Raw genomic sequence first — 24,429 nt, 5'->3', positions numbered from 1 at the left:
CCCCCTACGTGGACGAGCTACCCATCCCGCCGGTCGTCTCCGGCGACCTGACACTGAACGCGGCCGAGGGCACCCATCGCTTCCACCGGGACCTCGGCCCGGCCCGCACCTGGGGCTACGGCGGGCAGGCCTACCNCGGGCCGACGATCGAGGTCCAGGCAGGGGCCGCGCAGCGGATCACCCACGGGAACCGCCTCGGGCAGCACATCTTCGCCGCGGACGTCGACACCAGCCTGCACGGGGCGAGCGACCTCGACCGCACGTCACCGCGCACCGTTCTGCACCTGCACGGGGCGCCCAGCCCGCCGGGGTCCGACGGCCACCCGTCGGCGACGTTCCGGCCGGGCCGTGACGTGGTCTACAACTTCCCGCACAACCAGGAAGCGACCACGCTGTGGTACCACGACCACACCGAGGGGATCACCCGGCTGAACGTGTGCGCCGGGCTCGCCGGAATGTGCCTGGTGCGCGACCAGTACGACACCGGGCGGCCCGGCAACCCGCTCGGCCTGCCGACCGGGGAGTTCGAGATCCCGCTGGTGCTGCAGGACAAGATGTTCAGCGCCGACGGCTCACTCAGCTTCCGCGTCTTCAAGCTCATCGAGCAGGGCGTCTGGGAAGGCGGGATGACCGGCGACACGGTCGTCGTCAACGGGGCGGTCAACCCGAACCTCACCGTCGCCCGCGGGCTTTACCGCTTCCGGTTGGTCAACGCCGCGAACCTGCGCACGTACCACCTGTTCTTCGCCAACCGGATGCCGTTCTGGGTGATCGGCAACGACGGCGGCCTGCTGGACGCGCCGGTGCGCACCACCGACCTCCACATCGCCTCCGGTGAGCGGTACGACCTGCTCATCGACTTCTCCGGACTGGCTCCCGGCACGCGCCTGGAACTGCGCAACGACGAGGCGCCGCCGTTCCAGTCGACCGTCATCGGCGTGGACGTCCTGCCGCGGGTCATGCAGTTCACCGTCGGCACGGCCCAGGGGTTCACCGGCTCGCCGCCCGCCAGGCTGCGCGGCGGCGGCAACAAGCCGCCCGCACTGCCGCCGCTGCCGTCACCGCAGAAGGTCCGCACCGTCACGCTCAGCCAGCTGGTGGCCGTCCGCTGGCCACCGGCCATGATGACGCTGAACAACCTGCGGTTCCACGACAGCGACATCGAGCGGCCGCGCCAGGGCTCGGTGGAACAGTGGGACATCGTCAACACCACTGACGACGAGCACCCGGTGCACCTGCACCTCGTCCAGTTCCGGATCCTGCACCGGCAGCGGTTCGCCGCGAACAGCTACGAGCTGCTCAACCCCCGCCCGCCGGTCGGGACGAGGTGGACACCGGCCGTCGGGCCGTTCACCGTCGGCCAGCCGACCCAGCAGCCGGCGGCCTGGGAGAAGGGGTGGAAGGACACGGTCCGCTGCCCGAGCAACACGGTGACCCGGGTCCTCGTCCGCTTCCCCACCGCGGACGAGCTGCACTTCGACCCCGACGCGCCGTTCCAGAGCCCGGAAGGCGAGACCCTGCAGGGATACGTGTGGCACTGCCACGTCCTCGACCACGAGGACGACTGCATGATGCTGCCCTACCGGGTCGTCACCTGATCGGCTCCCGACCCACCTGCGCGGTCCCGGCCAGCTACCACCGCCGGCCAGGACCGCGCAGCCCACGGGCCCGAACACCGACGATCACTGGCATAGGTCGTCCCAGAGCTGATGGCCCATCGCCATGCAGCGGCGAACTCGGGCCATGCGCGTCGAGCAGCACCAAGCAGGCCCGGCGCCGCGGCCAGCCGGGTCGGGCCGTGCGGGCTCCGAACATGCTCGGCGGACGGCACCGCACCGGGCCGTCCCAACAGGCGGGCCGGCGGGCACGGTGTCAGTATCCGGCCGGGGGTCGAGCGATGACGAGACGGCGGTGACCGAGGGAACGCCCGACACCGGACAGCCCGCCCTGGCGCGCGTCCTGAGCGGGCGGATGCTGATGTTCCTGGTGCTCGGTGACGTCCTCGGCTCGGGGATCTACGCGCTCACCGGGCAGATCGCCGCCGACGTCGGCGGGATGATCTGGGCACCGTTCCTGATCGCCTTCGCACTGGCGTTCCTGACCGGGTCGTCCTACGCCGAACTCGTCGGCAAGTTCCCCCGGGCGGCCGGCGCGGCGCTCTACGCCGACCAGGCGTTCCGTCGCCCGCCGCTCACCTTCATGGTCGGCTTCACCGTGCTGGCCGCCGGGGTCACCTCCACTGCCACCGCCGCGCGGGCCATCGGGGGCAAGTACCTCACGGAGTTCGTGACAGCCCCCGCGGTCTCGGTCGCGGTGGTGTTCATCCTGCTGACCGCGGTCCTCAACGCACGGGGGATCGAGGAGTCGGCCCGGGTGAACCTCGTGCTCACCGTGATCGAGCTGGCGGGGCTGCTGCTGATCGTCGGGATCGGCGCGTACGCGCTGGTCACCGGAACCGGTGAGCCGCGACGGGCCTTCGAGCTGCGTACCGATGAGCCCGCGCCGCTCGCCCTGCTCGCCGGCACGACGCTCGCGTTCTACGCGCTGCTCGGCTTTGAGAACTCGGTGAACCTGGTCGAGGAGGCCCGCCGGCCGCGCCGGGACCTGCCGCGGGCCCTGTTCGGCGGCATGTCCATCGCCGGCCTGATCTACCTTTTCGTCGCGTTCACCTGTGCCACGCTGGTCGATCCCGACGTGCTCGCCGGTTCGAGCGCCCCGCTGCTGGAGGTGGTGAAGGCCTCCGACGTGCCGGTGCCGCCGAAGCTGTTCGCCGCGGTCGCGCTGGTCGCGGTCGCCAACACCGCCCTGATCAACATGGTGATGGCCTCCCGGCTCGTCTACGGCATGGCCGCCCAGGGCGCGATCCCGGCCGTCTTCGCGCGGGTGCTGCCCGGCCGGCGCACCCCGCCGGTGGCGATTGCTCTCGTGACGGCCCTGGCGCTGGCGCTCGCCTGCACCGGCCAGCTGGCCGGCCTGGCGGACACCACCGTCCTGCTCCTGCTGCTGGTCTTCCTCATCGTCAACGTCAGCGCGCTGGTACTGCGCCGCGAGCCGGCCCCGCCGGGCGCATACCGCGCCCCCACCTGGGCACCGGCGCTCGGCGCGCTGTCCTGCGCGACACTGGCCACCCCGCTGGTCCACCGTGAGGGCACGGTCTACCTGCGCGCCCTGGGCCTGCTGACGATCGCCGCCGTCCTTCTCGCGGCCCAGAAGGCTGTCAGCTCCCGGACCACCCGCGGTCAGCGCGGCGGCCGGACGACCGCGGTCTGAGGCGGTCTGAGGCGGGCAGAGCGGCGGGCAGAGCGGCGGGCGCTCGCGGTGCTTGGTGTGGTCTCCTGCCTCGGACTCCGATCCGCGGTGGCCCCCACGAACGATAATCGAACATGCGTTCGATTCCGCGTCGGGCGTGCCACTCCGGCTCGACCCCTGATCGAGGTGAGCACTCCATGCCTGCCCACAGCCGCTCTCCGCAGCGCCCCTCGGCCGCCCCGTCGGTTACCCGGCCGGGCGCTCCCAGCCGCTCGGGCGCGCGCCCCAGAGCGGATCCCGACCCCGGCGGCGGCCTCGGTCCTGCCGAGACCGGCCAGCCTGACGCCGGCGGGTCCGGTGTGGCTGAGCGGATGGCGGTGTTCCAGTCGCAGGCGCGGGAGCTGCTCAACCGGATCAGGGAGCAGGCTGCGGTGGTGGCCGCGGCGCAGGCGGGGATGCTGCGCCTACTCGCCGAGTACACCGGGCTGCACCCCCCGGCTGATGTGGACCCCCTCGCTGCCTATGCGATGTCGGCGCCGGACGAGCTCGCCCGGGTCCTGCGGGTCTCGGCCGCGTCCGCGGGTGGGCAGATGGGGTTCGCCTCCTCCGTCTCCCGCCGTCTCCCCGGCGCGTTGCAGGCGTTGGCCGACGGTGTTCTCGACCTACCCCGCCTACACTCCCTCGACCACGCCGTCACCCCGCTGGACGCGGAGAAGACCACGCAGGTCGAACAGCGGATCCTCGACAGCGGACCCCGCCGGCACCGCCGCGCCTTCACCCGCGCCTGCCGCCGCGCCGTCCTGGACGTCGACCCCGACGGCGGGGACAGCCGCGCCGCCGAACGCCGTACCGAACGCCACGTGCGGCTCTACCCCGGCGATGACGCCACCAGCACTCTGACCGCGCTGCTGCCCGCCGAGGACGCCGCCGCCTGCTACCAGCGCCTCGACCGCCTCACCGACACCATCACCCGCACCCGCGGCGCGGACGACCGGCGGACCCGGGACCAGATCCGTGCCGACACCCTCGTCGACCTGATCACCGGCCGCACCCCCCACGCCCAGATCCCCTGCGACGTCCAGGTCATCGTCCCCGTCACCACCCTGCTCGGCCTGGCCACGACCCCCGGGGAGATCCCCGGCTACGGGCCGATCCCCGGCTCCATCGCCCGCGAGATGGCCCAGCGGGCGACGTCCACGTGGCGGCGAATCCTCACCGATCCCCAGGGGACGCTGCTGGAGGTGGCGGAGCGTCGGTTCCCCAGCCCCGCCCAGGTCCGCCATGTCCGGGCCCGGAACCAGACCTGTGCGCACCCGGTGTGCACCCGGCCCGCGTACCGCACCGACACCGACCACACCCACCCCCATGCCGCTGGTGGACCCACCCACACCAGCAACCTCGGCCCTTTCTGCGGCCGGCACCACACCTTCAAACACCGCCCCCAGCACCGCTGGACCGTCCGGCAAACCCGACCCGGCGAGTTCACCTGGACCAGCCCCCTGGGCGCCACCACCACGACCTACCCCCACAACTACCTCACCGGCGAAGAACACNCCCCACCCGGCCCATCCCACTGACCACCCGGCCCGCCACGCCGACCTTCGCGCTGTCCTGACTGTCGCCGATCACTCCGGCATCAGGCTGGCGGCCACCGTTGCGCCAAGCTCCCAGCAGGCATCGCGCGCCGCGGCGTCCACCTCACCGACGATCGACAGCGGATCGCGCAGGCGTTTCCACTTCAGTCCGGTGGTGATGGTCTCGACCNCGCGGATCGCCCCGGTTGTGTCGCTGTTGCCGTGGACGTAGAGCGCGTACGGCCGGCCAACCGTCGCTTCGAGGCACGGATAGTAGATCTGGTCGAAGAAGTGCTTGAGCGCGCCCGACATGTAGCCGATGTTGGCCGGGGTGCCGAGCAGGTAGCCGTCCGCTGCCAGCACGTCGACGCTGCTCGCGGCCAGCGCCGGTCGCACGACGACGTCGACGCCCTCGATTGCCTCGTCCCGCGCGCCGGCCAGCACCGCCTCCAGCATCGCCTGCGTCGTTGGCGACGGCGTGTGGTGGACGATCAACAACGTCGGCATCCTGACGATGCTATTGCCGCCACCGATCCCCGGCCCGGGCGCGCGCCCGGCCCGGCCGTCAGGCCGTGACTCGAGCGGGGTGGTAGCGCAGGGCAACCGCCCCCGACCGGAACTCCTGGCGCCCCACGAGCTTCAGCTCGACCCGCTCGCGCAGGCCGGCGAACAACGTCGGGCCGTGGCCCGCCAGGACGGGCATCACGACGAACTCGTATTCGTCGATCAGCCCCAGATCGGCCAGGGCCAGCGGGAGGGTCACGCCTCCCACGAACAGGCCGCTGCCCGGCATCCGCTTCAGCTCCTGGACGGATTTCCGCAGGTCGCCCCGCACGAGTTCGGCGTTCCAGTCGACCCGGTCGAGGGTTGCCGACACGACGTACTTCTTCGCCGCGTCGATCGTCTGGGCGAAGNGGACCATCCAGTCAGCCATCCAGTCAGGCCAGGTTCCCGTGGCCGGTTGCCGCCAGGCCTCCTCCATCATCTGGTAGGTCACCCGCCCGAAGAGCAGGGCGTCGGCTCGTTCAAGGCTGGCGGCCCAGTAGCGGTGCGACTCCTCGTCCGGAACGCCCTCCCGGTGGTCGCAGCAACCGTCGAGGGTGATGTTGATCGAGTACCGGAGCGGTCGCACAGTCCACTCTCTTCCCCGGCCGCGGTCGCAGGCGCCCGGCGACTGTAATTCCGGAATGGTAGTACCTGATGGCTCCTTCGGGTGAACTCCGTCCCGAGGGCCCGGGGCCGGGCGATTCCCGGGCGTATACGCTGTCGCACCGACCCGGAAATCCGTATTCGGATGGATATCAAAGTCCAGGCCGGATCGATCATTCGGCAGTGAGCCGGGCGGGTGCGGAGCCAGAAGGAGCCGGATGACCCAGCCGATTACAGCGACCGCCGACACGACCCCGCAGACTCCGGAGATCAGATCGCTGACGACGGGTGACCGCGCCTTCCTGCATTTCACCCGGCTCAATCCCGGAGAGCGGCTGGAAGCCGGCGTGGTCCTGCTGGTCGACGACCCGACGCTGACCGTCACCGAGCTGCGCGCGCACGTCGCGGAACGGCTGCGGGACGCCCCGGCGCTCACCGAGCGCCTCTCCCACTCGACGATGCCCGGCACCGGGACGGCTGCCGCGGAGAAGTCGTCCGGGGACGGCTTCGTCTGGCGGCCCGACCACAGGCTGGATCTTGAGCATCACGTCACGGCCGAGGAGCTGCCCGCCGGCAGCGGGCAGGACGGCCTGCGCGCGGCGATGGACCGGATCGCCGCCCGACCGCTCGACCTGAACCGCCCGCTCTGGCGCATCTGGCTGCTGCACGGGCACATCACCGACGGAGTTGCCGTCGTCTACCGGTTCAGCCACATCCACCAGGACGGCAGTGGACTGCACCAGGCGCTGCACCTGCTGTTCGGCCCCGACCGCGAACCCGCCCTGCGGAACCTGCCGACCTTCGCCCCGCCCGGCGCCCGTGACTACGCCCGGATGGCCGCCGCGCTGCTGCGCGGTATCCCCCCGACCCGCCAGCTCACGTCCTGGGGCGGCCCGCCGCGGGGCGGGGCCCGGCACACCTGGGCGCTCGTCGAGCTCGACCAGCTGCGCCGGATCGCCCGCCGGAACGGGGTGACCGTCAACGACGTCTACCTCGCGGGCGTCGCCGGCGCGATCCGCGCCTGGTCGCTGCCGGAGTGGGAGCACAGCCGGCGCCCCGTGCACGCGGCGATGCCGATCAGCCTGCGCTCGCGGGACGAAAGCGAGATCCTCTCCAACTTCACCTTCGGCGCGCGGTTGCGGCTGCCCTGCGAGGAGGCGAACCCGCGCCGCCGGCTGGCCCTGGTCGCCGCGGAGACCCGTCGGATCAAGGCGGGCGGAAGCATCGGCGCGGTCGAGCGGCGGATCCTGGACAGGATCCCACCCAGCGCGTCGCCCCGCATGCTCGCCCAGGCCGCCTCCTCGGGGTCGCGGGTGAAGGAGGCCGCGCTGGTGGCGAGCAACACCGGGACGATGCGCGGCCCCTACACCCTCGCCGGCCGCGAGGTCGCGGCACTGATCGGCATGCCGCCGTTGTTCGTCGGCCGGCAGCATCTCTCCGTCGCGTTGTTCGGCCTCGGCGCGCAGGTGTGCGCCGCGTTCACGGCGAGCGCGAGCGTGCCCCGCCACACCGAGCTCGCCGACCACTGGCTCGCCGAGCTGGACGCCCTCGACCCCCTCGTGGCCAGGACCGCGGGCGCCACCGCGGGCGCCGCGGCGCCCCGCACCGACGCACCGCGCGAGAACGCACCGCGGACCGACGTGCCGGCGTGAGCGTCAACCCAGCAGCGACTTTCCGTGATGAATTGCTCTCACTCTGTTCCAGCTAGCGTGATCAGTACCGATCCAGGGCACTCTGCGCAGCGGGGTGACGCTAAATGGCTCGTCGATCGCCAGTCCGTCAGGACCGCGGAAACCGCCNGGCCGAGACTCCGGGTGGCCCGCGCGGGCGTCGGCGGGCGAGGTTCGCGGGACGGGGCGGCGACGCGCTGTGCCAGCTGACGATCGGGCTCGCCATCTTCGCGCTCTACCTGATCGTGACGCACGGGGTGGCGGTCTCCCGCGCCGCCGCGGACAGCCGGGGGGAGGATCTGCTCGCCGCCGAGCGCTGGCTGCACATCGCGGCGACGGAACCGCTCAACCTGGCGCTGCGCGGTCACCCGACGCTGGAGATCCTCGCCGCGTGGGAGTACGCGACGACGTACATCATCACGACCTTCGGGCTGCTCGGCGTGCTGTGGGCGCGGGCCGACCCGGCCTACCGCTGGGCGCGGGACAGTCTGGCCGCCACCACCCTGCTCGGGCTGGCCTGCTTCGCACTGTGGCCGACCAGCCCGCCGCGGCTGCTGCCCGGGGAACCGTTCGTCGACATCGTCGCGATCCACCATCCGCCGCTGTCCTGGGGCGGCGGGCCCGTGTCGGCCGGCGCCAACCAGTTCGCCGCCATGCCGAGCCTGCACGCCGCGTGGGCGGTGTGGGTGGTGGTGGCCTCCCTGCGCGCGCACCGGGTCGGGCCGGCCGGCCGGGCGTTCGGCGCGGCCCATCTCGGGGTGACGGTCCTGGTCGTGCTCGCCACGGCCAATCACTACGTGCTCGACCTGGTGGCCGGGGGTGCGGCGGTGGCGATCGCGGTGGTCGTGGCGGACCAGCTGGCCCGGCGCCGGCGCACCCCCCGGGTGGCCGCGGCGGACGAGATCTTCCTGCAGGTACAGACCCCCACCAACCCGCAGTACGTCGGCGGGGTCGCGGTTCTCGACACGGCCGCCACACCCGCGCCGACCCTGGACACGCTGCGGGCACATGTGGAGCGGCGACTACCGGCGGTGCCCAGGCTCACCCGGCGGGTGCGGCCGGCCGGGCCGCTGCGCCACCACCGCTGGGCGGCCGATCCGCACCCCGACCTGTCCTGGCACGTCCAGGAGACGACCCTGCCCGGACGCGGTGGAGCGGGCGGTCAGCCCGCCCTCGACCGCCTGGTCGCCACCCTGTGCGCGACCCCGCTCGACGCGGGCCGGCCGCCGTGGCGGATCTGGCTGGTCCACGGCCTGGGCGAACAGCGGTCGGCGGTCGTGGTCGTCGTCCACCACGCCGTGGCGGACGGGCTCGGTGTCGTGGCGATGCTGCGGCACCTGCTCGACGTGGGGTCGCCCGCCGCGCCCGGCGCACCGGTCGCCCCCGCGGATCAGCCGGGACGTCTCCCGGGTCGGCTCCTGCGCCGGTGCGTCGCGCGTCCGGTCGCCGTCGCGGGCGGGCTCGTCAGCCTGGCTCGGGACGGCGCCGCGCCGCCGGTGACACTGTCCGGTCCGCTCGGACCCTCCCGGGCGTACCTCACGTCCGCCTGGTCCCTGCCGGCGCTCCGTTCCCGCGCCGGCGGCCTGGACGTCCGGGTGACCGATCTGCTGCTCGCGGCGGTCGGGGACGCCGCCACCGCGGCCGTCGCCGCGACCGGTGCCCGGCCCGCGGGGCAGGTGCTGCGCGCGGCTGTCCCGGTGACCATGCGCATACCGGGCGCCGATCACCGCGGTGTGCCGCGCGGGCCGGGGAACCTGACGGCCGCGCTTCGCCTCGACATCCCCCTCGGGCCGATGCCGGTCGCCCGGCGCGCCGAGCTGGTCGCGCAGGCCGCGCGGGGCCGGCGGACGTCCGGGCGGCTGCCGGCGAGCGCCGCGGTGCTGCGGCTGATGGGAGCACTGCCCAACAACCTGCACCGCACCGCGGCACGTTCGGTGTACCGAGCCCGGTACTTCACCGCGATCGTGTCGAACATGCGCGGGGCGCCGGGACCGCTGACCCTGCTGGGCTGCCCCCTTCGCGAGGTGTTCCCCATCGTCCCGCTCGCCGCGCAGGTGCCAATCTCCGTGGGCGCGCTCGGGTGGAACGGCCGCTACTGCGTGGCCGCGACCGTCGATCCCGCCCGGGTCGACCCGGTGGTCTTCGCGGCGGCGTTGCGGGCGGCGCTGGCAGACCTGACCCGGCTGGCTGCACCCTGCCCGCTGCAACCGGCCTCGCCGCTGGCCCGCTCCGCCTGAACGGGCCGGGCTCGCCGGGGATGCCGGCCGACCGGTCAGCGCACCCCGGGCGGCCGGTCAGGCGTCGCCGGGTGGCCTCCGCGGTGTCCTGTGACAATTCCAATTACGTGATCTTGCCCGTCCGGTAGCCATTCTGGTTGTGTGACCATGCCCGCCGCCGTCCCCGTCGCCCTGCTCGCCGCCTTCCTGCTCGCCTCGTCGGCCGCTCTGCAGCAACGCGCGGCCGGGCGGAGCACGTTCGCGGCGCGCGACGACAGCGCCCACGCCGTGCCCGGGATCCGGCTGCTGGCCGAACTCGTCCGCGACCGGCTGTGGGTACTGGGCTGGCTGGCGAACATCAGCGGCTTCTGCGTCCAGGCGGCGGCGCTGCACCTGGGATCGGTGGCCGAGGTGCAGCCGCTGATGGTCTGCCAGCTGCTCTTCGCGCTCCCGCTCGGCCTGATCGGAACGGGCCGGCGGATGTCGGCGGGTGCCTGGTGGGGCGCGGCGGCTGTCTGCGCCGGGCTGGCCGCGCTGCTGTCGTCCCGGGGAGAACTTCCACCGGCGGCGAGTATCGACGAGACCCGGCTGGTCGCCGCGATCGCGGCGACCAGCGCGATGGCCGGTGTGCTGGTCGTGTTGTCTCGCGGCCGGTCACCGGCCGTGCGGGCCGCCCTGTTCGCGCTCGCCGCGGGCCTGTTCTGCGCCCTGAGCGCGGTGCTGATGAAGGAGACCACAGAGCAGCTACTGCACGAGGGCATCGTCGGCACCGCGACCGACTGGGGCGGCTACGCGCTCGCCGCCGCCACAGCGAGCAGCCTCCTGCTCGGGCAGGCCGCCTACGCGATCGGGCCGCTCGCCCCGGCGGTCACCGCCATGAACATCACCACGCCCGTGGTCTCCTACCTGCTGGCAGTGCTGCTCTACGGAGTTCCCGTGCCCGACACCGCCGGGCAGCTCCTGGGGGTCACGTTCGGGGCCGCCCTGATCGCGTCCGGAGTGGTCCTGCTCTCGCGGGCTCCGGCACTGCCGAGGCCCGCCAGCCAACTGCCCTGACCGTTACTGAAGATCAGCGGGGGTCAATGGCGACCCGGGTTGCCGAACAGGCCACCGAAGCCGCCGCCCTGCCCGCCGCCGAAGCCGCCGAGGTTCCCCAGGCCGCCGAAACCACCGCCGCCGTGGCCACCACCGTGGCCGCCGCCGTGGCCACCGTGGCCGCCCTGGCCGCCGAGCTGGTTGCCGGCGAAGCCGCCCTGGCCGAGGCCGAACTGCCCGGCCAGGCCGGAGCCGGCCAACGCGTCATAGGGTGGCAGCAGCTCACACGGCTGGACGATCACGAAGCCCTCGCCGGAGAACTGCAGCTGCCAGCTCTCCCCCGTGTTGCCCCGCGGCTTCCAGGCGGAGCTTGAGGTGACCGCCGCCTGCATCGAGACCTGCAGGCTCGACGACCAGCCGACCACGGCATCGGCGTCCGCGAAGTAGTAGTTCTGCGAGGTCACCCGCATCACCAGCGGGGCGCCGGTGGTGCACACGACGACCTTGCCGGTGCCCTGCAGGTCGATCTGGTAGTTGCCGACGCCGGCGATCCCGACCTGGGTGTCGATCCGCACCAGGTCCCAGGTCAGCGCCTCGTCGAAGGCGAGCACGTTCTTGCCGTCGACGGTCAGGCCGTCACCGGCCAGGTCGAGGATGTGGAGGTCCTGCGCCTGGTTGGCGAGATAGACCGTGCCGGCGCCGGCGACCCGCATCAGGTTCAGGCCTTCGCCGCCGCTGAAGAAGCTCCGGAACCGGGAACCCCAGCCCTCCCAGTGGGCGTCGAACGTCGCCCCGCCCTGGTAGGCGACCATGGCGCCGCGGCGGGCGTAGAACTCACGCATGCCCTGGGCCCCGAGGGTCGCCCTGAGCATCTTGCCGTTCTGCAACGCGAACCGCTCGTTGCTGTTGACCTCGGGGTTGTCGAGCAGGCTGCTGCGGATACCGCCCGCCGGCCCGCCGGGGCCGGGCATCCCACCGGGGGGCATCCCACCGGGGGGCATCCCACCGGGGTGACCGCCGTACATTCCGCCGTGCGTCATGATCAGTAGATCCTCTCACCCGCGCCCGCGGTCAGCCGCGCGCCGAGAACGACGGGCGCTCGTCCTCGCTCGGCTGCACCACGACGAAACCCTGGCCGGAGAAACCGAGCTGGAACGCCTCCCCCGAGCCGCGCCCGATCAGCCCGCCGAGGCGGGCGGTGCGCCGCGGCTCCACCCGGAGGCCGTCGGTGTAGGCGACGAGCGCGTCGGTGTCGACGAACGTCGCCGCCTCCCGGGTGTCCAGCATGATCGGGTTGCCCTTCGCCGTCAGCGCCACCCACCCGTGACCGCGCACGACGACGTTGAACATCCCCATCCCGGAGAGCATGTTCACGCCCCTGACCCGCTCGATGCCCCACTGCAGGTGCGCGTCGAACGCCAGGATGTTCTTGCCGTTGATCGACAGGCCCTCGCCGGCGAGCTGCACGACGATGACCTCCTTGCCGTAGTCGGCCAGGTAGAGCAGACCCTGCCCGGTGGCGGTCATCAGCGGGACACCCTCGCCGGTCGCCCAGGACGAGGCGANACGGCCGAGCTGCGGCGGCTGCGGGTTGAAGTCGATGAGCCCCTCGTAGGCGATCATCGAGCCGACCCGGGCGAAGAGGTCCTGGCCCGGCTGCATGACAACCTTGGCGATCTTGGATCCGTGCTTGCTCATCCGATCCATGATCGGAGTCGGACCGTAGTGGTCCATCAGGCTTCCCTGCACGGCCTGCTCCTCACACCTCGTAGGGCTGGACGACGACGAAGTGGCCCGCGAAGCCCATGAACTGNAGCGCGAACGACTCGCCGCTGGCCCCCGCGTAGATCTGGCGCGATACGCGCACCTGGGTCGACACGCTCACCCGCATGCCGGACGTCCACGCCACCAGCGCGTTCATGTCGGCGAAGGTCGGCCCGGCGACGTTGAGCGTCATCGGTGTGCCCTTGGTCATCACGACCACCGACCCTGGCCCCGAGACCTCGAAGTGGAAGAAGCCGCCGCCGGGGATCCCGGGGCTCTCGATCCGGCGGACCTCCGAGCGCACGGTGGCGTCCATCGCCAGCAGGTTCTTGGCGTTGACGCACAGGGACTGGTTGCCGAGTTCGACGATGTGCAGGTCGGCGGCGTCCCGGGCGAGGAACACCTCGCCGGTTCCCTTGCAGGTCATGAGCTTGAGGCCCTGACCGGTGAGCTTCTCCTCGATCAGGCCGCGGATCCCGCCGCTCTTGTAGTCGAAGTCCACGTTGCCCTGGTAGGCGACCATCGCGCCGCGCAGCGCGAGCGCCTCGGGGCCGAGGGTCACCTTCACCAGCTTGCCGTTCTGCTGGGTCCAGCGGCCGGCCGTCGGTACCTCGCGGTACGGGTTCAGGCTGTTCATCGCGCCGGGCTGGATCGGCTGGACCTGCGACGGCAGGTACGGCGTCGGCCCGCCGAAACCGCCCGGGGTGCCGTGGCCGGGGGCGATCGGCATCGTCGGCGGGACGGGTGGCGGGACGGGAGGTGCCGACGGTGGCTGGGCGTATCCCTGGTGCGCGCCCCCGGCCTGGCCGTAGGCGGGTTGCGGCTGTCCGTAGGCGGGCTGTGGCGGCGCGGGCGGCGGCGCGTTGAACGCCGGGGCTGGCGCGGGCGGGGCACCGAAACCGGGCACCCCGGCCGGCGCCGCACCCGGCGGTGGCCCGAAGGAGGGCGCCGCCGGGGCCGGCGCGGGCTCGTCGGCGACCTCACCGCCGTAGCTGCGGATCAGCTCCGCCAGACCACCCCGGAAACCCTGGCCGACGGCGGCGACCCGCCAGACGCCCTTGCGGTACACGTCTCCGATCATGACCGCGCGCTCGTCGGAGAAGTCCGCGCCGCTGAAGGAGTAGCGCGCCACCTCCGTCCCGCCGGCGACGATCCGGAAGTACCCGGAGACGATCTGCGCGGCGCTGCCCGGACCATCGAGCGCGGCGCAGAACGACAGCTTCTGCACGGAGTCGGGAACCTGGTCCAGCGTCACCCGGAACGACTGGGTGTCACCGGCCTGTGTGCCGAGGAGCTGAATCGAGGACTCCGGCGACCGCGGCTGGTTGAAGAAGATGAAATACCGGTCGTCCGAGAGGCGGTCGGCGCCGTCCAGGCCGAAGCAGGACACGTCCCATTCGCCCGGGGCGTTGATCTGGACGCCGATGTACAGGTCGGTGCCAGCGGTGACCGCCGACAGTGGGGACTTCTGGCCTCGACTGAACTGCGTTGCCACCGCTCTCCCTCCCATCGGCGTGCCGGCGCGGCGCGGCACCTCCGCCGCGCATCGCCGCATCTGCCGATGCCCGGCGTCTCGCCGTCGCGGCCGACGCCTGGGCGGGCGGCAGGAGGCCACCCGCACGAACCGGACTGACCGGAAACTAGCAGCCCGACCCGTCACCGGCAGGACGCGCCCGTCACCGGAGCCTGTCGGACCTCGGACAGCGCACGACCGGCCGCGGACAGCCGCCCGCCACCGGCCGGGGCGGGCAGCGCGCGACGTTCCCCTCGCCGTTCTGGCGCCGGTGGCGTTGACTGGACGCCATGCGCTATGTGGATGTCGTCTCCACAACGAAGAAAATCTCCAGGATCGGACTGGGCACCTGGCAGTTCGGCTCGCGTGAATGGGGCTACGGATCGTCCTACGCGCAGACCGACGCTGCGCTGATCGTCCGGCGTGCTCTGGAACTCGGGGTAACCCTGTTCGACACGGCGGAGATGTACGCGTTCGGCCGCAGTGAGCGCATTCTCGGGGACGCGCTCGCGGAAGCCGCCGGCGCGGCGGGGGCCGCCTTCATCGCCACGAAGATCTTTCCGGTGCTGCCGGTCGCGCCGGTCGTCGAACAGCGCGCGATCGCCAGCGCGAACCGGCTGGGGGTCCGCACCATCGACCTGTACCAGGTCCACCAGCCGAACCCGGTCGTCCGCGACCGCACCACGATGCGCGGGATGGCCTCACTGCGCCGGGTCGGCCTCGTCGACGAGGTCGGGGTGAGCAACTACTCCCTGGAGCGCTGGCGGGCGGCCGAGGAGGCGCTCGGCAGCCGCGTGCTGTCCAACCAGGTCCAGTACAGCCTCGTCCGCCGCCAGCCGGAACGGGACCTCATCCCGTTCGCGCGGCGCGAGGGCCGCCTGATCATCGCCTACAGCCCGCTGGCGCAGGGACTGCTCTCCGGGCGCTACGACGTCACGAACCGGCCGACCGGGGCGGTGCGGAGGGCGAACCCGCTGTTCCTCACCGAGAACCTGGCCCGGCTGGCACCGCTGCTCGACGTGCTGCGCGAGGTGGCGGTGGCACACGGAGTGACCGTGCCCCAGATCGCGCTGGCGTGGGTGGTGCACCACCCCAACGTCGTCGCCATCCCCGGCGCCTCCAGCGTGGCCCAGCTGGAGAGCAACGCCGCGGCGGCCGACATCACGCTGACCGACGACGAGTACGACGCCCTGACCTCCGCGGCCGAGAACTTCTCCCCGCTGACGGGCCCGGCGTCGTGGGCGGCGATGGCCGCCGAGCGGGTCGGGCGGCCCTGACCATCCGGCCTTGATCCACGGGAGATCGCCTAGAACGTCGTCCGGTCGTCGAGGTCACCGGAGTCGTGGCCGCCGTCGTCGGAGATGATGTGGAACGGCGGGCACACTCCGGTCGAGTGGTGGGCCGCGGCCTCCAGCGCCTTGCGGACCCGTTCCTCGGGCGCCTCGCCGATCGTGCTGTGCAACGACCCGCGGGCGTACTCCTCACCACAGCCGGCGGCGTCGTAGTTGTCGACGGTCCGGCCGATCTGGTAGTCGGAGTCGATCCGGTAGAGCTGGCCCCGGATACCGACCAGGAACTGCCCGCCCGACTCGGTACCGGCCTCGTTGCGCGCGAAGCCACCCTCCCGAAGGCAGTCCCGGACGACCGAGACGAACTCGGTGGCCATGAAGCGGTCGAGGTCCCAGGTGTGCGGGACGGGCGGAACGAGGCTGTACCGCAGCAGCTGGCCCATCCGGAACGAATCCGTGAATCCCATGATGAACTCGCCGTTGCGGAAAACCTTCGTGTCCGCGCGGACCGTGATCGACCAGCCGGCCACGCCGGCACTGTCCCCCCCGATCACGACCCGTCCGTCGTGCTCCACACCGACGATGCAGGTCACGTTCGGAGATGCTATCGGGTGGTTCGCCCGGTAGGCTCAGCGGGCGGCGGCGACCACGGGAAGGATCACGCGGTGCGCGCCGGTGTACAGGTTCATCGAGGACCCCCGGACGAAGCCGGCGAGGGTCATCCCGCATTCCTGGGCGAGATCCACCGCCAGCGCCGACGGCGCGGACACCGCGGCGAGCAGCGGAAGCCCGGCCAGCAGCGCCTTCTGCACCAGCTCGAACGAGGCCCGCCCGCTGACCAGCAGCACATGCCCGCGCAGCGGCACCATCCCGGCCCGCGCCGCCCACCCGACGACCTTGTCGACCGCGTTGTGCCGGCCGACGTCCTCGCGCACCGCCAGCACCTCGCCGTCGGCGTCCGCCAGGGCCGCGGCGTGCAGGCCGCCGGTCGTCGCGAACAGGCGCTGCGCCCGGCGCAGCCGCCCGGGCAGGTCGACCAGCACCTCGGCGGTGATCCGCAACGGGTCGTCGCCGATCTCGTACCGCCCGCGCAGCCGTACCGCGTCGATGCTCGCCCGCCCGCACACACCGCACGAGCTCGTGGTGTAGAAGTTGCGCCGCAGATCGACGTCGGGCGCGGGCACGCCGGGGGCGAGCGTCACGTCCAGCACGTTGTAGGTGGGTCGCCCCGCCTCGTCGACCGAGCCCTCACTGGTGACGCAGTAACGCATGCCGGCGATGTCGGTGGCGGTGGCGATCAGACCCTCGCCGAGCAGGAAGCCGACGGCGAGGTCCATGTCGTCACCCGGTGTCCGCATGGTGACCGCCAGCGCGCGTCCGCCCACCCGGATCTCCAGCGGCTCCTCACCGACGACGGTGTCCGGCCGCAGCGTCGGCTCCGTCCCCAGAGTCACCCGCATGACCCGACGTCGCGTGGTTGCTCGCCCCATAGGCACACCGTCCCCCAGGTGAGGCGAGAAATCCATCATGTCGAGCCTTCGACGCCGACGCTCCCCGGGGCGCGCTCCCGCCGTTGCCGGACAGACAACCGGAAAACACCACGCCGGGCGGCCGCGGGGTGTCCGGTCGCGGACGCGGCGCGATCTGCCGCCCGGTACCTGCTACAGCTATGTGATGGTCGGAAGCTATGTGGTGGTCGGTGCCGGGACGGGTGTCCCGGAGACCCGGGCCCGCCACGCGGACAGCCCGACACGACAGCTCGACGACGAGGGGACGGAACGGTCATGGGAATGAAGCGGTTCATGTCGCGGCTCGGTGTGGGCGGCGCCGAGGTGGAGACGGTGCTGGACCGCCCGGAGACCCTGCCGGGCGCCGTGGTGACCGGGTTGACGACCATCACCGGCGGCAAGGTCGAGCAGCAGATCGAGAAGGTCCTCGTCGCGCTGGAGGCGACCGTCGAGGTCGAGACCGACGACTCCACCTGGTACGAGCAGGTGACCTTCGGGACGCAGCAGATCGGCGGCGGCTTCGTGATCCGGCCCGGCGAGCAGCAGGCCGGCCGGTTCGAGCTGCCGGTGCCCTGGCAGACACCGATCACCGACGTCGGCGGCTGGCACCTGCACGGCATGAAGATCGGCGTGCGCACGTCCCTGTCGATCCCGGGCGCGATCGACCCCGGTGACCTCGACCCGGTGGCCGTGCATCCGCTGCCGGTACAGGAGGCGGTGCTGGCGGCGCTCGGCGACCTGGGCTTCCAGTTCCGGTCGGCGGACGTCGAGAAGGGCCGGCTGCACGGCTCGGACCTGCCCTTCTACCAGGAGATCGAGCTCAGGCCGTCCGGTGAGTACGCCCGCCGGATCAAGGAGCTGGAGGTCACCTTCCTCGTCGACGGCGCGGGGATGGACGTCGTCCTGGAGGCCGACCGCCGCGGCGGGCTGCTGCACTCCGGCGGGGACCAGCTGAGCCGCTTCCGGGTCGGCCACCACGACACCGACCGGCACGCCCTGGCCGGCGCGCTGCACCAGCAGTTGCAGGCCCTCGGCGCCCGCCGCGGCTGGTTCTGAGCCCGTTCCCGCGCGTTTCGGGGCCGCCAGCCGGCCGGGGGCGGCGGCTCCGCCCAGCGCTTCGGACACCGCCAACCCCATCCCGTCCACGTGATGTGTGCGGCGTTGTGCGGAAAGTGATGACCGCGGCGGCAACCTTCGGTGATCCACCGGCGACAGACAGGGCGGAACTGTCGAAAAGCGGCAACCGCCGAGGAGGGGTGGGACGGGTCGGCTGTTCGCCGCCGCTGAAGGGACGGCTTGATGGCACGTCGTACGGGCGCCGCGGACCGTGACCAACACGAGCAACACCAACCCGGCCGGGCCGGCCGGCCGAGCCGGCGACGCGGGGGTGCGCGAACAGGTCGGCCGCCGGTGCGCATCGGCTGGGGCCTGCCCGCCCTCACCGCCGCGGTGCTGCTGGCCGCGACCGGTGCGCTGGTCGCCGGCCCGCTGACCGGGAGCCAGGACCGGCTGTCGGACTCGGTGACGACCGCGGCGAGCGCGTCGGCCCTGTTCGCCGACGACTTCGAGGACGGAGATCTCGCCGGCTGGTCGAAGTCCGGTGGCTCCTGGTCGGTGGTCGCCGACGGTTCGAAGGTCCTGCGGCAGGACAAGGCCACGAGCGAGCTCGCCCGGCAGTTCGCCGGCTCGGCCTCCTGGGCGGATGTCACCGTGCAGGCCCGGGTGAAGCCGACCGTCTTCGGTGGTTCCGCCGGGCTGGCCGCGGTCGCGGCCCGCGCGTCGAGCAACACGACCTTCGTCCGGCTGGCGCTGCTGTCGTCCGGCCGCGCCGAGCTGCAGGCCGTCACCGGCGGGCGGGTCGCGGTCATCGGCGCGAAAAGCGTGGCCGTGACGACCGGCCGGTGGTACTCGCTGGCCCTGGATGTCCGCGGCACGAGCGCGCAGGCATCCGTCGACGGCCAGGTCGTGGCGTCGGGGGCGGTACCGGCCGGTGGCGGCCAGCTCGCCCTGATGACCTCCTACGCGGCAGCCTCGTTCGACGACGTCGCGGTGAGCCCGTCGACGGGTGCAACCACGCCGACCACCACGAGCCCGACGACCTCCCCGCCCGCGTCGACCTCCCCGCCCGGGTCGACCGGGTCGCTGCCGAGCTGGCCGCAGGCCAAGGGGGATGTGCGGGTCAGCAGCACGATCTCGATCTCCGGCACCTTCGACGGCGGCCTGAAGCGCTACTCCGGGGTCAGTGACGGGGGGCAGGACGAGGGCCAGGACCCGATCTTCAGTGTGGCCGACGGCGGCGTCATCCAGAACGTCGTCATCGGATCGCCGGCCGCCGACGGCATCCACTGCAAGGGCACCTGCACCCTGCGCAACGTCTGGTGGGAGGACGTCGGCGAGGACGCGGCCACGTTCAAGGGCACGTCCGCGTCGCAGACGATGACCATCGACGGCGGCGGCGCCCGGGCGGCCGCGGACAAGGTGTTCCAGCACAACGGTCCCGGCACGATGATCATCCAGAACTTCCAGGTGCGGGACTTCGGCAAGCTGTACCGGTCGTGCGGGAACTGCTCCAGCCAGCACCGCCGCGCGGTGATCGTCCGCAACGTCGTCGTGACGGCCCCGGGCAAGGCGCTCGTCGGCATCAACACCAACTACGGCGACACCGCGACCCTCTCCGGGATCACCGTCGTCGGCGACAGCAGTCGGAAGATCAGTATCTGCGACCGCTACACCGGCAACAGCAAGGGCTCCGAGCCGACGAAGACCGGCAGCGGCGCCGACGGCACCTACTGCCGCTACTCGACGTCCGACATCACCTACAAGTAGCCCGGCCGACTGCCGACCCGGGGCGGACCCGGAACCGCCCCGGGTCGGCGGCGGTGGGCGGCTCAGAAGCGGCGGGCGAAGTGGAAGGACGGGATCGTGAAACCGCTGCGCAGCAGGAGCCGGTGCGCGTCGTGGCGGTGGGTTCCGGAGTCGAGGTGGACCTGCCCGCAGCCGAGCCGGCGCGCCTCCCGCTCGACCCAGGCGAGCAGCCGGGTCGCGTGCCCCCGCCCACGCATGTTCGGCATCGTGATGAGGTCGTCCACGAGGAGGTGGCGCCCGTAGGCGAGCGAGCTGAGCTCGCGGAAGCCGACCGCCGCCACGATCCGGCCCGAATCACCGTCCCACGACCCGACCAGGCGGTAGCCCTGCGGCCGCTGGACCTCGTTCACCAGCCGGACGAACCCCGCCGAGGTCAGGTGGGGCCGCAGCTGCCGCATGGGGTCGAACGCGAGCCAGGTGCGTTCGGCCTCCAGCTCCTCTATCTTCACATTACGCTACGTTACAGCTCCATCGCGTGAAGTGTGGAAAGGCCTCCCGTCGCCGGCCAGCGCGGCTCACACGGCCTCCGCCGCTCCCAGCAGCTCCGACGCCTCGGCCCCGACCAGCCGGGCCGCGACGAAGTCGACCACCGCGCGGACGAAGGCGAGCCGGTTCGCGCGGTGGGCCACCTCGTGCCCCTCACCCTCGAACAGCAGGTACTCGCAGGGCACCCCGCGGGCCCGGGCGGCGGCCACCGTCTGTTCGGCCTCGCAGAGCGGGACGTTGGTGTCGTGGTCCCCGTGCACCACCATCAGCGGGGCCACGAGCGCGTCCATCCGGTGCAGCGGCGACAGTGCCCGCAGCAGCTCGCGGTCGGTGGCCGGATCGCCGTACTTGGTCACGGCGGGCGCCGCGATCCACGGCTCGGTGTGCTCGTAGAAGGTCTCCAGGTCGACCATCCCGCACACGTCGACACCCACCGCGAACAGCGCGGGGAAGCTGACGAGGGCGGCCAGCGTCAGGTACCCGCCGTAGGAGCGCCCGGCCACCCCGATGCGGCCCGCAGCGGCCAGGCCCTCGTCCACCAGGTAGGCGACGGCGCTCTCGACGTCGGCGATCCCGGCGAACCGCCGGTGGCGATGGTCCGCCTCCTCGAAGGACCGGCCGAACCCGGTCGAGCCGCGCACGTTCGGCGCGAAGACGGCGATACCCCGGGCCAGCAGCGCGTGGAACAGCGGGTTGAGCACCGGGCGTTCCTGCGCCTCGGGCCCGCCGTGGAAGTACAGGACGGTCGGCAGGGGGCCGGGGCCCACCTGCGGGCGGTACCACCAGCCGGTCAGCTCCAGCCCGTCGTGCGCGCGGAAGTGGCGGCAGACCGGGCTCACCAGCCGGTAGCCGCCGGCCTCGGCGGAACGGGCCGCCGGCTCCCCGTCGACGCCCACCGCGGTGAGACCCACCGTCGGGTAGGCGGTGGGGGTGTGCGAGATGAGGCATTGGTAGCCCGCCTCGCCCCCGGCCCGGCGGGCGCCGAGGTCGAAGGTCCACACCTCGCCGGGCGCGGTGGAGCCGGCCAGCTCCAGCACGAGGGACGCCCCGTCCGGGGCACAGCGAAGAGCGGTCACCACCTCACGCGGCGGTGAGGGCAGTGGGTGGGACGCCCCGGTGCCGAGATCGAGCAGCGCCAGCTCGCTGCGACCGCCGACGTTCCAGCTCAGCACGGCGGTGGTCGCGTCGATCAGGGCGAGGCGTTCCAGGTCGGCGTCGGCACGCCCGGCCACCAGCCGCGCCGCGCCCGGGGTGCCGTCGGGGCGCACCACGACCTCCAGCAGCCCCGACCGCTCCCTGCCGAGATCGCAGGCGAGGAGTGCCCGTGAACCGTCCGGGCTGAAGGTGCCCGACACCGCGGTGACGGTGCCGCCCGGCACCGTGAAGCTCGCCGCGGCCGCCGCGGAGGGGACGGGAGCCGGCACCGCCGCCATCAGGACGCGGCGCGCCCCACGCGGCCCCTCCCGCAGCAGCAGCAGCCACCGGTCGTCCGGGGCGTCCGCGGCGTCCGCGGCACCCGCGCCGAACCCCTCGTGCACGGCGCAGACCTGAAGGGCCAGGCCGACCGCGAGGTGCCGACGACGTCCCGCCAGATCGACGGCCAGCGCGTGGGTCAGTCCGGAGCGGACCGACTCGGTGATCAGGAGCAGCCGGCCGCCGCCCAGCCAGCGCACCGCCGTCGCGGCGGTCGGCTCGGACGTGCCCGGGCCTGCCCCGCCGGCCAACCGGCGCAGTCCCGTCCCGTCGGGCCGGACCACGTGCACCTCGGTGCGTTCGCCGCCGCCCGGCGCGACCACCACGGCGAGGTGCGCGCCGTCCGGCGACCACAGCACCGAGCGCACCTGCCCGGGTCCGGTGTCGATGGTCCGCTCCGTGCCGTCGGCAGACCGGATCCACAGCTCCGGCGGCCCGTCGCGGTCCCCCACGAAGGCGTGGGCGCCGTCCGGCCCGGGCGAGGCGCCGCGCACGCTCGGCGGGGCGGCCCACTCGTCCACCAGGTCACGCGGACCGGACCCGTCCCGTGGCCGCGGCAGCGCGCCGTCCGGCACGGGGGCGGCGAGCTGTGCCAGCGACGGCGTCGGAAGGGCCGTCACCGCCGCCAGGTCCGCCCCGTCCACCGCGAGGTTCTCCGGACTCGGAGCGGTGGGCTGAAGCGGGAAACCGGCGGCGCCCGACTCGACCGGACGGAGCAATTCACACCCCCTGTGTCTGCAACCACATCTCCAGCAGGGCTGCCTGCCAGAGCGCGTTCGCTCCCNACGTCGTGCGGTTCGCGTTCGGGTCGGCGAGCATCGTGTCGACCCAGTCCCGGCGGAACAGTCCGCGGGCGCGCGCCGCCGGGTCGGTCAGCGCGTCGGCCACCCGGGCGAGGAACGGCCCGTCGAGATGCCGGATCGCCGGCACCGGGAAGTACCNCTTCGGGCGGTCTATCACCTCGGCGGGCAGCAGGGAACGGCCGAGGTCCTTGAGGACGCCCTTGCCCCCGGAGGCGAGCTTCAGCTCGGGCGGGCAGGCCGCGGCCAGCTCGACCAGCTCGTGGTCGAGGAAGGGGGTGCGGGCCTCCAGGCCGGCCGCCATCGTCATGTTGTCGACCCGCTTCACCGGGTCGTCGACCAGCATCACGCAGGAGTCGATGCGCAGCGCGGCGTCCACCGAGGTCTCCGCCCCCGGCTCGGCGAACTGCCCGGCGACGAAATGGCGGCTCGCGTCCGCCTCGATGAGATGATGCGCCTCGACCATCGCCGGCAGGTCGCTGTGCGGGCGGTCGGCGAACACCCGCAGGTACGCGTCGACGGCGTCGGCGCGCGGGACCGTGGCCAGTGGCGGGTACCAGGAGTAGCCGGCGAACACCTCGTCCGCGCCCTGCCCGGACTGCACGACCTTGACGTGCCGGGCGACCTCCTGGGAAAGCAGGTAGAACGCGACGCAGTCGTGGCTGACCATCGGTTCGCTCATCGCGGCGACGGCCGCGTCGATCGCGGGCAGCAGCCCGCTGCCGGGCACCCGGATCTGGTGGTGCTCGGTGCCGAAGCGGCCGGCGATGATGTCCGAGTAGTAGAACTCGTCGCCGGACTCGCCACCGGCCGCCTCGAAACCGACGCTGAACGTCGCCAGGTCCTTCTGCCCGGCCTCGGCGAGCAGCGCGACGATCAGGCTGGAGTCCAGCCCGCCGGAGAGCAGCACGCCGACCGGCACGTCCGCGACCATGCGGCGGCGCACCGCGGTACGCAGCCGCTCGCCGATCGCGTCCCGCCAGTCGTGCGCGGTCCAGGACGCCTGCTCNGGCCGCCGGGTGAAGTCGGGTCGCCAGTAGACCTCGTCGCGGGTGGTGCCGTCCGCCTCGACGGTGCGGATGGTGCCCTGCGGCAGCTTTCGCACGCCCGCGAGGATGGTGTGCGGCGGCGGCACCACCGCGTGGAACGACAGGTAGTGGTGGAACGCGACCAGGTCGATGTCGGACGACACCCCGCCACCGGCGAGCAGCGCGGGCAGGCTGGAGGCGAACCGCAGCCGGCTGGCGTCCCGGGTCACGTAGAGCGGCTTGATTCCCAGCCGGTCCCGGGCGAGGACGAGGCGGCCGGTGTCCCGCTCGTACACCGCGAAGGCGAACATGCCGGCGAAGTGGTCCACACAGCGCGGGCCCCAGTGGTGGTACGCCTTGAGGATCACCTCGGTGTCGGAGGTGGAGAAGAAGGCGTAGCCGGCGTCGACAAGCCGCTCGCGCAGCTCCTGGTAGTTGTAGATACAGCCGTTGAACACCGCCGTCAGGCCGAGGGCGGTGTCGACCATGGGCTGGGCGCCCCGCTCGGACAGATCGATGATCTTCAACCGGCGGTGGCCGAACGCCACCGGGCCGGCCGACCACGTCCCGACTCCGTCCGGGCCCCGGGCGACCATGGCGGCGGTCATCCGCCCCACCGCGGCGACATCCGCCCCGCGGCCGTCGAACCTCAGCTCACCGCTCAGCCCGCACATGTTCCAGCTCCCGTCGATCGGTCGGTCAGACGGTCGTTCTGCTCCCCCTCGGCCGGGTCCACTCCTTCGGGCCACCGGAACCGACGAACGTCACGACACGGACATGCCGCGCCGCGCGCCCCGCGATCCGGTGCCG

The 24,429-nt window shown here is 72.7% G+C and carries 15 protein-coding genes and 10 pseudogenes; 9 read left to right on the top strand and 16 right to left on the bottom strand.

All coding sequences use genetic code 11. The annotated features are described in order from the left end of the window. The first annotated feature begins 146 nt into the window (after positions 1 to 146). The 3 genes and pseudogenes from UG55_RS13155 to UG55_RS13145 form a co-directional block, all read left to right on the top strand. Positions 147 to 1,598, top strand: coding sequence for a multicopper oxidase domain-containing protein (locus UG55_RS13155; protein ID WP_313954608.1), 1,452 nt, complete (start codon positions 147 to 149; stop codon positions 1,596 to 1,598). A gap of 373 nt (positions 1,599 to 1,971) precedes the next feature. Then, the gene (locus UG55_RS13150; protein WP_066067762.1) at positions 1,972 to 3,270 is read left to right on the top strand and encodes an APC family permease; all 1,299 of its coding nucleotides are present in this window, start codon (positions 1,972 to 1,974) and stop codon (positions 3,268 to 3,270) included. A 113-nt stretch (positions 3,271 to 3,383) separates the two neighbouring features. After that, a pseudogene (locus tag UG55_RS13145) lies at positions 3,384 to 4,802 on the top strand (DUF222 domain-containing protein); the annotation flags it as partial. Between the two features lie 72 nt (positions 4,803 to 4,874). On the opposite strand, the pseudogene UG55_RS36495 reads toward UG55_RS13145, so the two are convergent. The 4 genes and pseudogenes from UG55_RS36495 to UG55_RS36480 all read right to left on the bottom strand — a co-directional run. Continuing rightward, a pseudogene (locus tag UG55_RS36495) lies at positions 4,875 to 5,013 on the bottom strand (flavodoxin); the annotation flags it as partial. A gap of 1 nt (position 5,014) precedes the next feature. Continuing rightward, positions 5,015 to 5,339: flavodoxin family protein (locus UG55_RS36490; protein WP_242424275.1), on the bottom strand; the 325-nt coding region annotated here is incomplete at its 3' end. Positions 5,340 to 5,388: 49 nt separating this feature from the next. Beyond that, positions 5,389 to 5,737, bottom strand: a pseudogene (locus tag UG55_RS36485) (dihydrofolate reductase family protein); the annotation flags it as partial. Position 5,738: 1 nt separating this feature from the next. Further along, a pseudogene (locus UG55_RS36480) lies at positions 5,739 to 5,955 on the bottom strand (deaminase); the annotation flags it as partial. Positions 5,956 to 6,190: 235 nt separating this feature from the next. Between UG55_RS36480 and UG55_RS13130 the strand changes: the two are divergent. The 3 genes from UG55_RS13130 (at position 6,191) to UG55_RS13120 (ending at position 10,914) form a co-directional block, all read left to right on the top strand. Beyond that, positions 6,191 to 7,624, top strand: a complete 1,434-nt coding sequence (locus UG55_RS13130; RefSeq protein ID WP_083986740.1) for a wax ester/triacylglycerol synthase domain-containing protein — start codon at positions 6,191 to 6,193, stop codon at positions 7,622 to 7,624. A gap of 263 nt (positions 7,625 to 7,887) precedes the next feature. After that, the gene (locus UG55_RS47130; protein ID WP_396230891.1) at positions 7,888 to 9,879 is read left to right on the top strand and encodes a phosphatase PAP2 family protein; all 1,992 of its coding nucleotides are present in this window, start codon (positions 7,888 to 7,890) and stop codon (positions 9,877 to 9,879) included. A 147-nt stretch (positions 9,880 to 10,026) separates the two neighbouring features. After that, entirely contained in the window at positions 10,027 to 10,914 is an 888-nt protein-coding gene (locus UG55_RS13120) for a DMT family transporter (protein WP_066067759.1), read from the top strand. A gap of 23 nt (positions 10,915 to 10,937) precedes the next feature. Here UG55_RS13120 and UG55_RS13115 read toward each other — a convergent pair whose 3' ends face one another. The 5 genes and pseudogenes from UG55_RS13115 to UG55_RS13105 form a co-directional block, all read right to left on the bottom strand. Continuing rightward, complete coding sequence (locus UG55_RS13115; protein WP_066067612.1) at positions 10,938 to 11,933, bottom strand: AIM24 family protein; 996 nt, start codon at positions 11,931 to 11,933, stop codon at positions 10,938 to 10,940. Positions 11,934 to 11,964: 31 nt separating this feature from the next. Continuing rightward, positions 11,965 to 12,458, bottom strand: a pseudogene (locus UG55_RS13110) (AIM24 family protein); the annotation flags it as partial. Between the two features lies 1 nt (position 12,459). Continuing rightward, positions 12,460 to 12,642, bottom strand: a pseudogene (locus UG55_RS36475) (AIM24 family protein); the annotation flags it as partial. A 10-nt stretch (positions 12,643 to 12,652) separates the two neighbouring features. Further along, positions 12,653 to 12,706: pseudogene (locus tag UG55_RS45340) on the bottom strand (hypothetical protein); the annotation flags it as partial. A gap of 1 nt (position 12,707) precedes the next feature. Beyond that, a partial coding sequence (locus UG55_RS13105; protein ID WP_242424264.1) for a TerD family protein occupies positions 12,708 to 14,152 on the bottom strand: 1,445 nt, incomplete at its 3' end. A gap of 308 nt (positions 14,153 to 14,460) precedes the next feature. On the opposite strand from UG55_RS13105, the gene UG55_RS13100 reads away from it, so the two are divergent. Further along, entirely contained in the window at positions 14,461 to 15,447 is a 987-nt protein-coding gene (locus tag UG55_RS13100) for an aldo/keto reductase (protein ID WP_066067602.1), read from the top strand. A 29-nt stretch (positions 15,448 to 15,476) separates the two neighbouring features. Here the strand turns inward: UG55_RS13100 and UG55_RS13095 are convergent, their stop codons facing one another. Both UG55_RS13095 and fdhD read right to left on the bottom strand, forming a co-directional pair. After that, positions 15,477 to 16,052 carry a hypothetical protein gene (locus UG55_RS13095; protein WP_066067599.1) on the bottom strand — a complete coding sequence of 192 codons (576 nt, stop codon included), beginning with the start codon at positions 16,050 to 16,052 and terminating at the stop codon, positions 15,477 to 15,479. A gap of 36 nt (positions 16,053 to 16,088) precedes the next feature. Continuing rightward, positions 16,089 to 16,949: a formate dehydrogenase accessory sulfurtransferase FdhD gene (gene fdhD, locus UG55_RS13090; RefSeq protein ID WP_083986739.1), complete on the bottom strand. Its 861-nt coding sequence runs from the start codon at positions 16,947 to 16,949 to the stop codon at positions 16,089 to 16,091. A 294-nt stretch (positions 16,950 to 17,243) separates the two neighbouring features. Between fdhD and UG55_RS13085 the strand changes: the two genes are divergently transcribed. After that, positions 17,244 to 18,023 (top strand): sporulation protein, encoded by a 780-nt coding sequence (locus UG55_RS13085; RefSeq protein ID WP_066067591.1) that lies wholly within the window; start codon positions 17,244 to 17,246, stop codon positions 18,021 to 18,023. Between the two features lie 354 nt (positions 18,024 to 18,377). Beyond that, positions 18,378 to 19,793 carry a pectate lyase gene (locus UG55_RS36470; protein WP_242424263.1) on the top strand — a complete coding sequence of 472 codons (1,416 nt, stop codon included), beginning with the start codon at positions 18,378 to 18,380 and terminating at the stop codon, positions 19,791 to 19,793. A 62-nt stretch (positions 19,794 to 19,855) separates the two neighbouring features. Here the strand turns inward: UG55_RS36470 and UG55_RS13075 are convergent, their stop codons facing one another. The 5 genes and pseudogenes from UG55_RS13075 to UG55_RS36455 all read right to left on the bottom strand — a co-directional run. Further along, positions 19,856 to 20,281 (bottom strand): GNAT family N-acetyltransferase, encoded by a 426-nt coding sequence (locus tag UG55_RS13075; RefSeq protein ID WP_066067588.1) that lies wholly within the window; start codon positions 20,279 to 20,281, stop codon positions 19,856 to 19,858. A 66-nt stretch (positions 20,282 to 20,347) separates the two neighbouring features. Next, a complete protein-coding gene (locus UG55_RS13070; RefSeq protein WP_066067585.1) occupies positions 20,348 to 22,510 on the bottom strand; it encodes an LpqB family beta-propeller domain-containing protein in 2,163 nt (720 codons plus the stop codon). Between the two features lie 66 nt (positions 22,511 to 22,576). After that, positions 22,577 to 22,732: pseudogene (locus UG55_RS36465) on the bottom strand (hypothetical protein); the annotation flags it as partial. A gap of 1 nt (position 22,733) precedes the next feature. Next, positions 22,734 to 23,600: pseudogene (locus tag UG55_RS36460) on the bottom strand (asparagine synthase-related protein); the annotation flags it as partial. Between the two features lies 1 nt (position 23,601). Then, positions 23,602 to 24,293, bottom strand: a pseudogene (locus UG55_RS36455) (N-acetylglutaminylglutamine amidotransferase); the annotation flags it as partial. Positions 24,294 to 24,429: the final 136 nt, after the last annotated feature.

Origin of the sequence: Frankia sp. EI5c, assembly GCF_001636565.1 — a bacterium.
In the GTDB taxonomy this organism is placed as follows: Bacteria; Actinomycetota; Actinomycetes; order Frankiales; family Frankiaceae; genus Parafrankia.
The sequence above is the reverse complement of the archived record's forward strand: the minus strand, read 5'-3'. Positions and strand labels throughout refer to the sequence as shown.

Bases quoted from the DNA above. Each gene is read 5' to 3' on its own strand.
- UG55_RS13150 (WP_066067762.1), top strand. From the start codon at position 1,972: ATGCTGATGTTCCTGGTGCTCGGTGACGTCCTCGGCTCGGGGATCTAC.
- UG55_RS13130 (WP_083986740.1), top strand. From the start codon at position 6,191: ATGACCCAGCCGATTACAGCGACCGCCGACACGACCCCGCAGACTCCG.
- UG55_RS13120 (WP_066067759.1), top strand. From the start codon at position 10,027: ATGCCCGCCGCCGTCCCCGTCGCCCTGCTCGCCGCCTTCCTGCTCGCC.
- UG55_RS13115 (WP_066067612.1), bottom strand. From the start codon at position 11,933: ATGACGCACGGCGGAATGTACGGCGGTCACCCCGGTGGGATGCCCCCC.
- UG55_RS13100 (WP_066067602.1), top strand. From the start codon at position 14,461: ATGCGCTATGTGGATGTCGTCTCCACAACGAAGAAAATCTCCAGGATC.
- fdhD (WP_083986739.1), bottom strand. From the start codon at position 16,949: ATGGGGCGAGCAACCACGCGACGTCGGGTCATGCGGGTGACTCTGGGG.
- UG55_RS13085 (WP_066067591.1), top strand. From the start codon at position 17,244: ATGGGAATGAAGCGGTTCATGTCGCGGCTCGGTGTGGGCGGCGCCGAG.